Genomic DNA, 13,822 nt, shown 5'->3' with positions numbered 1-13,822 from the left:
TATATGTCATATAATTTACCTAGTAAAAAAGAAATTACTAATAATTTTTTAAACTGTGATAATTGGGAGGAAAAATATTTATATATAATAGAATTAGGTAATCAAATTCCTATTTTATCAAAAAAACAACATTCTATAGAAAATTTTATACCAGGATGTCAAAGTCGAGTTTGGGTTCTCATAGAAATTGATTTAAATAATAAAATTAAATTTAAAGGAGATAGTGATTCTTCTATTATTAAAGGTTTATTAACAATAATTTTTATTTTTTATAATAAAAAAAAAATTAATGAAATTATTAAAGATAATATTAAATCTTTTTTTAAAGATTTATTTTTTGATAAATATTTAACTACTTCTAGATTAGAAGGTATAGATATTATTATCCAAACTATTAAAAATAAATTAAAAAAATTAAATAAAAATCTTTTTTTATAAAAATAATGTATTTATTTTTATAAGATTTATATTTAATTTAGTTAAAATTCATAGTTTTTAATTAAATATATTTAGGAATATATAAATTTTATGAAAAAAACAAAAATAGTATGTACTATAGGTCCTAGTTCAGAATCTAAATATATTTTATCTGAATTTTTAAAATTAGGTATGAATGTTGCTAGATTAAATTTTTCACATGGAAATCATAATGATCATCAAAAAAGAATAAATACATTAAAAAATGTAATTAAAAAAACAGGTATAAATGCAGCAATTTTATTAGATACTAAAGGTCCAGAAATACGTACTATGAAATTATATAAAGGAGAAGATGTATATTTAAAATCTGGAAATTTTTTTACATTAACAACTAATCAAGATATTATTGGTAATAATAAATGTGTTGCAATTACATATCCTTATCTTATTAAAGATTTAAAAATTGGTAATAAAATATTAATAGATGATGGTTTAATTGCTATGGAAGTTATAAAAATTATAAATAATAATATTATATGTAAAATATTAAATAATGGTAAATTATCTGAAAATAAAAGTATTAATTTACCAGGTATATCTATTAATTTACCATCTTTATCAGAAAAAGATAAATGTGATTTAATTTTTGCTTGTCAACATAAGATAGATTATATTGCAGCTTCTTTTATTCGTAAAAAACAAGATATATTAGAAATAAGAAAATTTTTAAAAAAATATAATGGTAATAACATTCAAATTATAGCTAAAATTGAAAATCAGGAAGGATTAAATAATTTTGATGAAATATTAAGTGTATCTGATGGTATAATGGTAGCAAGAGGAGATTTAGGTGTAGAAATACCAGTAGAAAACGTTATTTTTGCTCAAAAAATGATTATAAGAAAATGTAATTTTTGGGGTAAAATAGTGATAACAGCTACACAAATGTTAGATTCTATGATTAAAAATCCTAGGCCAACTAGGGCAGAAGCGGGAGATGTAGCTAATGCTATTTTGGATGGAACTGATGCAGTTATGTTATCTGGAGAAAGTGCTAAAGGAAAATATCCATTAGAATCTGTTTCGATTATGTCTATAATTTGTGAAAGAACAGATATTACTATGACTAATAGAATTAATTTTTATCATAATAAAGATATGAGTATTACTGATGCTGTATGTCGTAGTGCAGTAGAAATAGCAGAAAAATTAAAAGCACCATTAATAATTGTTGCTACTCAATTAGGTAAATCAGCAAAATCTATTAGAAAATATTTTCCTAAAGCAATAATCTTAGCTTTAACTACAAATAAAAAAACAGTTCAAAATTTAATTTTAAGTAAAGGAATTATACCAAAATTAGTAGATAAAATATCATCTACAGATGATTTTTATATAATAGGTAAAAAGGTTGCATTATTTAGTAAATATGCTAAAAAAGGAGATGTCATTGTAATGGTATCTGGTGCACTAGTACCTAGTGGTACAACAAATACAACTTCAGTACATATTATTTAAATATTAATTTTATAAGTATTTTTTTTTAATTTTTTTAATAATAAAATGAAATTTTTTAATTGTATAATTAATTTCTTTTTCAGTAGTAAATCTACCAAAAGAGATACGTATAGAACTTTGAATTAAATTGTTATTTAATCCTAAAGATTTTAATACATATGATAAATGATATTTATTTGAGTTACATGCAGAAGAAGTGGATATTGCAATATTTTTCATTTCTAATATAAGTATTTTATTAAAAATATTTTTAAAACCTATATTAATTATATAGGGAGAACTATGTTTTAATGAACCATTTAAATATATACCTGGAATATTTTTTATTCCAGACCATAGTTTTTTTTTTAAAAATGTTATTCTTTCTTTTTCTTTATTAATTAAATTATTAGTTATACTTAATGCTTTAGACATTCCAACAATTTGATGTGTTGCTAAAGTTCCTGATCTTAAACCGTTTTCTTGTCCACCTCCATGTAGTAATGGGAATAAATTTATTTTTTTTTTATTGTTTTTGATATATAAAACTCCTATTCCTTTAGGACCATAAAATTTATGAGCTGAGAATGATAACAGATCAATATTCATATTTTTTAAATTAAATGAATATTTACCCATACTTTGGGTAGCATCGACATGTAAAATTACATTATTTTTTTTACAAATTTCACCAATTTTTATAATATCATTAATAGTTCCTATTTCATTATTAATATGCATTATTGATACTAATATTGTTTGATAAGTAATTTTTTTCTCTAATATATTTAAATTAATTACTCCTTTATTAGAATTTTTAATATATATAATTTTTATACCTAATTTTTTTACAAAATTACAAGTTTCTAGTACGGCTTTATGTTCCATAAAACTTGTAATAATATTTTTTTTTTTATGATTTAAATAATTAAATGCAATTCCTTTAATTGCTAAATTAATAGATTCTGTTGCGCTAGAAGTAAAAATTATTTCTTCTTTTTTACTACCAATAATATTTGCTATATTTATTCTAGCATTTTCAATTATATTTCTTGCTTTAAGACTAAAAGTATGTAAATAAGAAGATGAATTACCAAATATTCCATTTATAGTAAAATAGTTTTGCATTTCTTTTAAAACTTTTGGATCAACTGGAGTAGTAGCAGCATAATCTAAATATATTAATTTTTGCATAATTTTATTATATTAATTTGATTAAATTATTGTAAAATAAAATTTTTTATTAAAGTAAATATTGTATATTATTTAATATAAATAATTAAATGTTTTATGTATAAAAAATTTATACATTAGGATTTTTATGAAAAATAAAATTTTAATTTCTAAAACTACTATTTTTATTTTTGATTCCGGATTAGGTGGAATTACAATATTTAATTATATTAAAAATATTTTCTTAAATATTAATTTCATATATTTATTAGATAATAAATATTTTCCTTATGGAAATAAATCAAAAAGTTTTATTTTAAAACGTTTAATTAAAATTTTAAATAAAATTTCATTAAATCATAATATTTCATTAGTTATTATTGCATGTAATACAGCTAGTGTTTCTAGTCTACCCCAACTAAAAAAATATTTTAATTTTCCTATTATTGGTGTTACCCCTGTTTTTGATTTAGCTATAAAAAAAACAAAAAATAAAGTCATTGGTTTTTTAGCTACAAATACTACAATACAAAATTATAAAGTACAAAATAAAATAAATTTATTAAGGAAAAAATATACAATAGAAATTATATCATCTTTTAAATTAGTTCTTTTAGCAGAATATAAATTATTAGGATATAAAATTATTTTAAATGAAATAAAAAAAATTTTTTTTTCTTGGTATAAATTAAAAATATTTCCTGATACTGTTATATTAGGTTGTACTCATTTTCCTTTAATTAAAAAAGAAATACAAAATGTTTTTCCTAAAAAAATAAAATTTTTAGATGCTAAATATTTCGTAATTCATAAATTTAAAAAAATAGTTAAATATAATAAAAATTTATTGAGTAAAAAAAAAAATATTGTTTATTATACAAAAATAGATAAAAATATAAATAAAATACGAAATATTTTTTTAAAAATGAATTTTCATATTTTTAAAAAATTTAATACGTAAATTTTTTTATAAAATTAAGATAAAATACTTGACTATTTTTTTAAAAAATGTAATATGATTGTTACTAACTTTATAGTTCTTTAAAAATTTATAAAAAACTTTTGAGGGCACTCTCTTTAAAAGAGAGTATTAAATTTATAAATTTTTTTATAAATTTATTGTATTAATTTATTTATGTAAAATTGAAGAGTTTGATCATGGCTCAGATTGAACGCTGGCGGCAAGCCTAACACATGCAAGTCGAGCGGCAGCGAAATAAGAAAGAATTTTATTTTTTTTTATTGTCGGCGAGCGGCGGACGGGTGAGTAATATCTGGGGATCTGCCTTATGGAGAGGGATAACTATTGGAAACGGTAGCTAATACCTCATAATGTCTTTTATTAGACCAAAGTAGGGGATTCTATATATATTTTATATATGGGACCTTATACCATTAGATGAACCCAGACGGGATTAGCTAGTAGGTAGAGTAATAGCCTACCTAGGCAACGATCCCTAGCTGGTCTGAGAGGATAATCAGCCACACTGGAACTGAGACACGGTCCAGACTCCTACGGGAGGCAGCAGTGGGGAATATTGCACAATGGGCGAAAGCCTGATGCAGCTATGCCGCGTGTATGAAGAAGGCCTTCGGGTTGTAAAGTACTTTCAACAAGAAAGAAACGGTAAAATCTAATATATTTTATCATTGACGTTACTTGTAAAAGAAGCACCGGCTAACTCCGTGCCAGCAGCCGCGGTAATACGGAGGGTGCTAGCGTTAATCGGAATTACTGGGCGTAAAGAGCACGTAGGCGGTTAATTAAGTCAGATGTGAAATCCCTAGGCTTAACTTAGGAACTGCATTTGAAACTAATTAACTCGAGTTTCGTAGAGGGAGGTAGAATTCCAGGTGTAGCGGTGAAATGCGTAGATATCTGGAGGAATACCAGTGGCGAAGGCGGCCTCCTGGACGAATACTGACGCTCAGGTGCGAAAGCATGGGGAGCAAACAGGATTAGATACCCTGGTAGTCCATGCCGTAAACGATGTCGACTTGAAGGTTGTAAGCTTGACTTATAACTTTCGTAGCTAACGCGTTAAGTCGACCGCCTGGGGAGTACGACCGCAAGGTTAAAACTCAAATGAATTGACGGGGGCCCGCACAAGCGGTGGAGCATGTGGTTTAATTCGATGCAACGCGAAGAACCTTACCTGGTCTTGACATCCATGGAATTTAATAGAGATATTTTAGTGCCTTCGGGAACCATGAGACAGGTGCTGCATGGCTGTCGTCAGCTCGTGTTGTGAAATGTTGGGTTAAGTCCCGCAACGAGCGCAACCCTTATTCTTTGTTGCCATCAGTTAGGCTGGGAACTCAAAGAAGACTGCCGGTGATAAACCGGAGGAAGGTGAGGACGACGTCAAGTCATCATGGCCCTTACGACCAGGGCTACACACGTGCTACAATGGTATATACAAAGAGAAGCATCCTTGTAAAAGTAAGCGGATCTCACAAAATATATCTTAGTTCGGATTAGAGTCTGCAACTCGACTCTATGAAGTCGGAATCGCTAGTAATCGTAGATCAGAATGCTACGGTGAATACGTTCCCGGGCCTTGTACACACCGCCCGTCACACCATGGAAGTGGGTTGTAAAAGAAGTAAGTTGTTTAACCAATTTTTTTAAAATTGGAGGGCGCTTACCACTTTATGATTCATAACTGGGGTGAAGTCGTAACAAGGTAACCGTAGGGGAACCTGTGGTTGGATCACCTCCTTTACTATTAMAAGTTSTYWTCAAGTRGWSWRCCCCCAWAAGTKKCATAAGTTTTTTAAAAATTWWGTAAAAATTTTTTAAATAATAAATAATTAAGTAATTAATTTATAGTTAAATTTATTTAAAATATTTAGACGATTGTGGGTTGTAAGGTTAAGTAAATAAGCGTATATGATGGATGCCTTGGCAGTCAGAGACGATGAAGGACGTGTTAATCTGCGAAAAGCGTCGATGAGTTGATATAAAACGTTATTAGTCGGCGATTTCCGAATGGGGAAACCTAATATATATAACTATATATTATCGTGATTTGAATACATAGAATTACGAAGTAAACCAGGAGAACTGAAACATCTAAGTATCCTGAGGAAAAGAAATCAATAGAGATTTCCTTAGTAGTGGCGAGCGAACAGGAAGAAGCCCGAGACGTACTTTATTTATTGTATTAGTAAAAATAACTGGAAAGTTATACGATACAAGGTGATAGTCCTGTATATTAAAATACAATAATTATAGTCTCAATGAGTAGAACGAGACACGTGTAATCTTGTTTGAATATAGGGGGGTCATCCTCTAAGGCTAAATACTACTGACTGACCGATAGTGAACTAGTACCGTGAGGGAAAGGTGAAAAGAACCCCGGTTAGGGGAGTGAAATAGAACCTGAAATCATATACGTACAAGCAGTAGGAGCACTTAAAAAGTGTGACTGCGTACCTTTTGTATAATGGGTCAGCGAGTTATATTTTGTAGCAAGGTTAACTGTATAAGGAAGCCGTAGGGAAACCGAGTCTTAAAAGGGCGTTTTAGTTGCAAGATATAGACCCGAAACCCGGTGATCTAACCATGAGCAGGTTGAAGGTTTGGTAATTCTTACTGGAGGACCGAACCGACTAATGTTGAAAAATTAGCGGATGACTTGTGGTTAGGGGTGAAAGGCCAATCAAACCGGGAGATAGCTGGTTCTCCCCGAAAGCTATTTAGGTAGCGCCTCGTAAAATTCATATTTGGGGGTAGAGCTCTGTTTCGGTTAGGGAATCTACCAGATTTACCAATCCGATGCAAACTACGAATACCAAATTTATGTTATTACGGGAGACACACAGCGGGTGCTAACGTCCGTTGTGAAGAGGGAAACAACCCAGATCGCTAGCTAAGGTCCCTAAGTTATAATTAAGTGGGAAACGAGGTGGGAAGGCATAAACAGCTAGGATGTTGGCTTAGAAGCAGCCATCATTTAAAGAAAGCGTAATAGCTCACTGGTCTAGTCGTCCTGCGCGGAAGATGTAACGGGGCTAAATTATACACCGAAGCTGCGACAATAAAGAAGTTATTATTTTTATTTTATTGGGTAGGGGAGCGTTCTGTAAGTCGTTGAAGATAAATTGTAAAATTTATTGGAGATATCAGAAGTGCGAATGCTGACATGAGTAACGATAAAATAGGTGAAAAACCTATTCGCCGAAAGACTAAGGTTTCCTATCCAACGGTAATCGAGGTAGGGTAAGTCGATCCCTAAGGCGAGGCTGAAAAGCGTAGTCGATGGATAACAGGTTAATATTCCTGTACTCATTATTATTGTGAAGGGGGGACGAAGAAGGTTAGATTATCCAAGTGATGGTTGTCTTGGTTTAAACGTGTAGATGAATTATTTAGGAAAATCCGGATAATTATTACATTAAGACGTGATGACGAAATACTTTATTGTATTGAAGTAATTAATACCATGCTTACAAGAAAATCCTCTAAACTTAAATAATATTGAATCGTACTCCAAACCGACACAGGTAGTCAGGTAGAGAATACTAAGGCGCTTGAGAGAACTCAGGTGAAGGAACTAGGCAAAATAGTGCCGTAACTTTGGGAGAAGGCACACTGATTGTAAGTAAGAAGATTTACTTTTTGAGCTGAAATCAGTCTAAGATAACGGCTGACTGCAACTGTTTATTAAAAACACAGCACTGTGCAAACACGTAAGTGGACGTATACGGTGTGACGCCTGCCCGGTGCTGGAAGGTTAATTGATAGGGTTATTATTTTATATAAGAAGCTCTTGATCGAAGCCCCAGTAAACGGCGGCCGTAACTATAACGGTCCTAAGGTAGCGAAATTCCTTGTCGGGTAAGTTCCGACCTGCACGAATGGCGTAATGATGGTCAGACTGTCTCCACCTGAGACTCAGTGAAATTGAAATTGCTGTGAAGATGCAGTGTACCCGCGGCAAGACGGAAAGACCCCGTGAACCTTTACTATAGCTTGATATTGAATAGTGCATATTAATGTGTAGAATAGGTGGGAGATAATGAAATGTTAGCGCTAGCTAATATGGAATCGTCCTTGAAATACCACCCTTTAGTATTTATTATTCTAACCTAAACCCGTAATCCGGGTTAGAGACAATGTCTGGTAGGTAGTTTGACTGGGGCGGTCTCCTCCTAAAGAGTAACGGAGGAGTACTAAGGTCAGCTAATCACGGTCGGAAATCGTGAGGTTAGTACAAAGGCATAAGCTGGCTTAACTGCGAGAATGACAATTCGAGCAGATGCGAAAGCAGGTCTTAGTGATCCGGTGGTTCTGTATGATAAGGCCATCGCTCAACGGATAAAAGGTACTCCGGGGATAACAGGCTAATACCGCCCAAGAGTTCATATCGACGGCGGTGTTTGGCACCTCGATGTCGGCTCATCACATCCTGGGGCTGTAGTAGGTCCCAAGGGTATGGCTGTTCGCCATTTAAAGTGGTACGCGAGCTGGGTTTAGAACGTCGTGAGACAGTTCGGTCCCTATCTGTCGTGGGCGTTGGAAGATTGAAAGGATTTGCTCCTAGTACGAGAGGACCGGAGTGAACGTATCTATGGTGTTCGGGTTGTCATGCCAATGGCATTGCCCGGTAGCTAAATACGGAAAAGATAAGCGCTGAAAGCATATAAGTGCGAAACTTACCTTAAGATTAGTCTTCCCTAGATTTTTATTAGTTATTTATAGAAATCTCTTAAGGGACGTTAAAGACGATGACGTTGATAGGCTAGGTGTGTAAGCATAGTGATATGTTAAGCTAACTAGTACTAATAAACACCCGTGAGTCTTAACCTTACAACACCAGAATCGTTTAAATTTAAATATTTAAATTACATTTAACAAAATAATCCTGGTATATATAACGCAATGGTACCACCTGAATCCATTCCGAACTCAGAAGTGAAACATTGTAGTGCCAATGGTAGTGTGAGGTCTCCTCATGTGAGAGTAGGTAAATACCAGGATAAAATATATAGATAAATTTTAATGCCGGCTTAGCTCAGATGGTAGAGCAACTGATTTGTAATCAGTAGGTCACCAGTTCGACCCCGGTAGCCGGCATTAGAAAATTGTAGTTATATATTATAAAAAAATTTTTATTAATTTTAAAAAAATGGTGGGATACCCAAGTGGTTAACGGGAACAGACTGTAAATCTGTCGTCATAGACTTCGAAGGTTCGAATCCTTCTCCCACCAGAAATTTTTATCAAGAATATAATATTTGAATTTAAAATATAGCAGACATTGTATAATGGTATTACTTTAGCCTTCCAAGCTAAAAATACGGGTTCGATTCCCGTTGTCTGCTCTAATTTAAATTTAAAATGCAAATATAAATATTATTTATTCTATATTTTTTTTGCTGATATAGCTTAAATGGTAAAGCACATTCTTGGTAAGAATGAAGATCTCAGTTCAATTCTGGGTATCAGCTTTTATTATTAATGTGTTTTTTTTAAACAAAAAATTTTTCAGGTTTATAAAATATAAATAGTAGAAGGATAATTACTAATGTTTCTTAAGTTACAAAAAGATTCTACTTTAGAATGGTTTCTTTCTTATTGTAATATTAATAAATACCCTGCTAAAATGGTTTTAATAAAACAAGGGGATGTTACTAAGAATTTATATTATGTATTAAAAGGAATTATTGTTGTTTCTATTAAAAATAATAATGGTAAAGAAATAATACTTAATTATTTAAATGCAGGTAGTTTTGTTGGTGAAACAAGAATTTTTAATAATTCTTATAAAGAAATTACATTAATTAAATTAAAAACAGAATGTGAATTAGCAAAAATTTCATATAAAAATTTTTTTAATTTAATTAAAATTAATAATGATATTATAATGAAAATTGCTTCACAAATTGTAAGTAAATTACAAATTACATTTAAGAAAATTAGTAATCTAGCTTTTTTAGATGTAACTCGTAGAATTTTTCAAACATTATTAAATTTAGCTAAATCTCCAGATGCAATTACACATCCAGATGGTATGCAAATAAAAATTACTAGACAAGAAATAGGTAAAATAGTCGGTTGTTCTAGAGAAACTGTAGGTCGTACACTTAAAATTTTAAAAAACCGTAATTTAATATATGCTCATGGTAAAACCATAGTTATATATGGTACAAGATAAGTAAATTTATTAAATATTTATTTTAAACCAATAACATTATGTACTTTTTTTAAAGTAATTTTAGCATATTTTTTTGCTTTTTTCGATCCGTTATTAATAATATTTTTTAACAATTCTTCATTCTTTCTATAAAAATAATATTTTTTTCTTAATTTATTTAAAAATAAACATAAATTATAAACAACAGATTCTTTAAAATCATTGTAATTTTTATTTTTAAAACGAAATTCTAATTTCTCTATAGGTATTTTAGTTATATTAGATAATATAATAAGTAAATTAGAAATACCAGGTTTATTTTTCAAATCAAATACTATTTTTGGAGGATTATTAGAATCTGTTACAGCAGATTTAATTTTTTTCCTAATTATTATATCATCATCAAATAATGTGATTATATTATTTTTATTTTTATCAGATTTAGACATTTTTTTCATAGGATTTAATAATGACATTATACATGAACCAAAATTTTTATTCATTTTTTTTTCAGGAATTTTAAATATTTTTTCCCCATAAAAATTATTAAATTTACAAGCAATATCTCTCACTAATTCAATATGTTGAATCTGATCTTTACCTACTGGTACTTTATATGTTTGATATAATAATATATCAGCAGCCATTAATATAGGATAATTAAATAACCCCATATTAACATTTTTATTTGAATTTATTTTTTCTTTAAATTGTATCATTCTTTTCATTATACTAAAATTAGTAAAACAATTTAAAATCCAACATAACTGAGTATGTTGAGGTACATGTGACTGTATAAAAATAATACTTTTTTCAGGATTAATACCTGATGCTAAAAATAATGATAAAGTATTTAATATATTATTATTTAATATACTTTTTTTGTGATAATTAGTTAAAGCATGTAAATCAGCTATGCAATAAATACAAAAATATTTTTTTTGTAATTTTTTCCATTGACTTAATGCACCAATATAATTTCCTATTGTTAATATACCAGTAGGTTGAATACCACTAAATATTATTTTTTTTTTCATAATTAACTATAATATATTTTAATTTTTTGAAATGTTATTTAATTTTAATTTCATGGTTTGAAGAGTTTGTTCATATGAAAATGAACTTTTAAATATAGCTGAACCTATTACAAGAATATCTGCTCCAGCAATAGCAACTTTTTTAATATTATCTATATTAATACCCCCATCTATTTCTAATAAAATTTTTTTTTTTTTTATAATTTTTTTAATTTTAATAATTTTATCATAAATAAAATTTAAAAAAATTTGTTTTTCAAAACCAGGATTAACAGACATAATTGTAATTATGTCTAATTTATTAATAATATAATCAAAACAACATAAAGGAGTTGAAGGATTTAAAACTATACCAGCTTTACATCCATATTTCCTTATTAAGGAAATACTTCTATCTAAATGATAAGAATTTTCAGGATGTAAAGTAATAATATTAGCTCCTGCCTTTGCAAATTTTATGATTAAATCATCTACTTTTTTTGTCATTAAATGTACATCTATTATACATTTAATTCCATAATTTCTTAAAGATTTTAAAACTAAAGGACCAATAGTTAAATTAGGTACATAATAATTATCCATAACATCAAAATGTATTAAATCAGCTCCTGCTTTAAGAACATCTTCAATTTCTTTTCCTAAATAGGCAAAATTAGCAGATAAAATAGACGCAGCAATTAAAATGTTTTTCATTATATAAAAAATAAAATTATAAATATAATTAATATTATATATTAATAATTTAAAACAATAAATTTTTATTATTATTAATAACATCAATAATAACTTTTTCAGAAACATTTTTATATATTAAAACTTTACCAATTTTAATTGGTAAAATAAGATTAATATTTTTTTGTTTATTTTTTTTATCTCTATAAATATGTTTTAAAAACTTATGTGCATTCATACTATTTGGTAATTTGATAGGTAATTTACATTTTTTTAATAAATTAATAATTTTTATTATATCTTCTGAATTTTTTAATAAATTTAATTTTTTAGAAGTTAGAGTTGCAATTATAATACCTATCGCTACAGCTTCTCCATGTAACCATTTACCATATCCTAATTCAGTTTCTATAGCATGAGCATAAGTATGACCTAAATTTAATAATGCTCTTTTATTTTTTTCATATTCATCTTCAGAAATTATTTTAGATTTTAATTTACAACATTTATGAATACAATAGATTATTTTATTTTTATTTAAGTTAAACAATTCATCAATATTATTTTCTAACCAAATAAAAAATTTTTTATCAAAAATAATACTATACTTAACAATTTCAGCTAAACCTGCAGAAAATTCCCTTTTAGATAAAGTATATAAACAACTTAAATTAATTAATACCATTTTAGGTTGATAAAAACTACCAATCATATTTTTACCTAAATCATGATTTACAGCTGTTTTACCTCCTATTGAAGAATCAATTTGTGATAATAAAGTAGTAGGTATTTGTATATATTTTACACCTCTTTGATATACAGAAGCAGCAAATCCTGTTATATCACCTATTACCCCACCACCTAAAGCAATTAAAGTAGTATCTCTACTATGTAAATTTTTAAGTAATGATGTAAAAATAATATTAACAGTAACTAATGTTTTATATTGTTCACCATCAGGTAAAATAATATGATTAATTTTAAGACCAATATTAATAAATTGATTAAAAATTTTTTTAAAATATAAAGAAAAAACTTTTTGATTAGTAATAATCAAAATACTATCACCTTTCTTAAGAAAGGGAAAAAATATTTTTTTTTCAAATAAATTAAAATCTATAACAATAGGATAATTATTTTTTTTTGTTGAAACTAAAATAGTTTTTTCCATATATAATATTATCCTTTTTTTATCTAATAAAATAATACAATTAATTTTTTTCTAATAAATGAATAAGTTGATTAGCAACAACTTTTGCACTTTGTTCATCTGTTTTAATAATAATATCAGCTATTTCATCATATAAATAATTTCTTTTCTTAGCTAAATTTTCTAAAATTTCTCTAGCTAATTGATTTTGTTTGTTTTTTAATAAAGGACGTTTTTTATCTCTTTTTGTACGACTTAACTGTTTTTCTATGGTAGTTTTCAGATATACAACTATTCCTCTAGAAGAAAGAATTTTTCTAGTTTCTTTAGATTGAATAGATCCCCCACCTGTAGCTAAGACAATACCTTGTTTTTGAGTAATTTCATCAATAATTTTTTTTTCACGTTTTCTAAAACCTTTTTCTCCTTCCACATCAAATACCCAATTTATATCTGCACCTGTACGACGTTCAATTTCTTGATCTGAATCAAAAAAATCCATTTTTAATAAATTTGCTAAATGACGACCAATCGTACTTTTTCCTGCTCCCATAGGTCCTATTAAAAATATATTTCTTTTTTCTGCCATTTTTATATTAATAAATTTTTATTGTGAATAAAATTCTTATTTTTTAAAATAAAATAAGACATAAATTTATATATAGAATATCTTTATATTCTAATTATTTTTATTAAATCATAAAAACATTTTAAATAATAGTTTTATTTAA

General features: G+C 28.0%; 9 protein-coding genes, 4 tRNA genes and 3 rRNA genes. 11 read left to right on the top strand and 5 right to left on the bottom strand.

Annotation, left to right across the window (positions count from 1 at the left end; translation table 11 throughout):
• The first annotated feature begins 3 nt into the window (after positions 1–3).
• Both GJT93_RS01775 and pykF read left to right on the top strand, forming a co-directional pair.
• Complete coding sequence (locus tag GJT93_RS01775; RefSeq protein WP_168821890.1) at positions 4–438, top strand: SufE family protein; 435 nt, start codon at positions 4–6, stop codon at positions 436–438.
• 90 nt (positions 439–528) lie between these two features.
• Positions 529–1,938, top strand: coding sequence for a pyruvate kinase PykF (gene pykF / locus GJT93_RS01770; protein WP_168821889.1), 1,410 nt, complete (start codon positions 529–531; stop codon positions 1,936–1,938).
• A gap of 9 nt (positions 1,939–1,947) precedes the next feature.
• Here pykF and GJT93_RS01765 read toward each other — a convergent pair whose 3' ends face one another.
• Positions 1,948–3,111 (bottom strand): cysteine desulfurase family protein, encoded by a 1,164-nt coding sequence (locus GJT93_RS01765; protein WP_168821888.1) that lies wholly within the window; start codon positions 3,109–3,111, stop codon positions 1,948–1,950.
• Between the two features lie 127 nt (positions 3,112–3,238).
• Here GJT93_RS01765 and murI point away from each other — a divergent pair, with 127 nt between their 5' ends.
• The 9 genes from murI (at position 3,239) to crp (ending at position 10,253) form a co-directional block, all read left to right on the top strand.
• The gene (gene murI / locus GJT93_RS01760) at positions 3,239–4,051 is read left to right on the top strand and encodes a glutamate racemase (protein ID WP_168821887.1); all 813 of its coding nucleotides are present in this window, start codon (positions 3,239–3,241) and stop codon (positions 4,049–4,051) included.
• 179 nt (positions 4,052–4,230) lie between these two features.
• A 16S ribosomal RNA gene (locus tag GJT93_RS01755) occupies positions 4,231–5,815 on the top strand.
• A 148-nt stretch (positions 5,816–5,963) separates the two neighbouring features.
• Positions 5,964–8,905 (top strand): 23S ribosomal RNA (locus GJT93_RS01750).
• 54 nt (positions 8,906–8,959) lie between these two features.
• Positions 8,960–9,075: ribosomal RNA gene (gene rrf, locus GJT93_RS01745) — 5S ribosomal RNA — on the top strand.
• Together the 16S, 23S and 5S rRNA genes with 4 tRNA genes alongside form the textbook arrangement of a ribosomal RNA operon.
• A gap of 24 nt (positions 9,076–9,099) precedes the next feature.
• Positions 9,100–9,172 (top strand) — tRNA-Thr (locus tag GJT93_RS01740).
• A gap of 54 nt (positions 9,173–9,226) precedes the next feature.
• Positions 9,227–9,308: transfer RNA gene (locus tag GJT93_RS01735), tRNA-Tyr, on the top strand.
• A gap of 41 nt (positions 9,309–9,349) precedes the next feature.
• Positions 9,350–9,420: transfer RNA gene (locus GJT93_RS01730), tRNA-Gly, on the top strand.
• Between the two features lie 53 nt (positions 9,421–9,473).
• Positions 9,474–9,546, top strand: a tRNA-Thr gene (locus GJT93_RS01725).
• 77 nt (positions 9,547–9,623) lie between these two features.
• Positions 9,624–10,253: a cAMP-activated global transcriptional regulator CRP gene (crp, locus tag GJT93_RS01720; RefSeq protein WP_168821886.1), complete on the top strand. Its 630-nt coding sequence runs from the start codon at positions 9,624–9,626 to the stop codon at positions 10,251–10,253.
• 17 nt (positions 10,254–10,270) lie between these two features.
• Here the strand turns inward: crp and trpS are convergent, their stop codons facing one another.
• Genes trpS through aroK form a run of 4 tightly spaced genes read right to left on the bottom strand, consistent with a single transcriptional unit; the run spans position 10,271 to position 13,680 of the window.
• Entirely contained in the window at positions 10,271–11,269 is a 999-nt protein-coding gene (gene trpS / locus GJT93_RS01715) for a tryptophan--tRNA ligase (protein ID WP_168821885.1), read from the bottom strand.
• 18 nt (positions 11,270–11,287) lie between these two features.
• Entirely contained in the window at positions 11,288–11,962 is a 675-nt protein-coding gene (rpe, locus tag GJT93_RS01710; RefSeq protein WP_168821884.1) for a ribulose-phosphate 3-epimerase, read from the bottom strand.
• Between the two features lie 49 nt (positions 11,963–12,011).
• The gene (gene aroB / locus GJT93_RS01705) at positions 12,012–13,112 is read right to left on the bottom strand and encodes a 3-dehydroquinate synthase (RefSeq protein WP_168821883.1); all 1,101 of its coding nucleotides are present in this window, start codon (positions 13,110–13,112) and stop codon (positions 12,012–12,014) included.
• Positions 13,113–13,152: 40 nt separating this feature from the next.
• On the bottom strand, positions 13,153–13,680 hold the full coding sequence (gene aroK, locus GJT93_RS01700; protein WP_168821882.1) for a shikimate kinase AroK: 528 nt from the start codon (positions 13,678–13,680) through the stop codon (positions 13,153–13,155).
• Between the last annotated feature and the right edge of the window lie 142 nt (positions 13,681–13,822).

The organism is Enterobacteriaceae endosymbiont of Donacia provostii, from assembly GCF_012570145.1.
In the GTDB taxonomy this organism is placed as follows: Bacteria; Pseudomonadota; Gammaproteobacteria; order Enterobacterales; family Enterobacteriaceae.
Note: the sequence above shows the minus strand (reverse complement) of the source record. Positions and strands in the feature narration are given on the sequence as shown.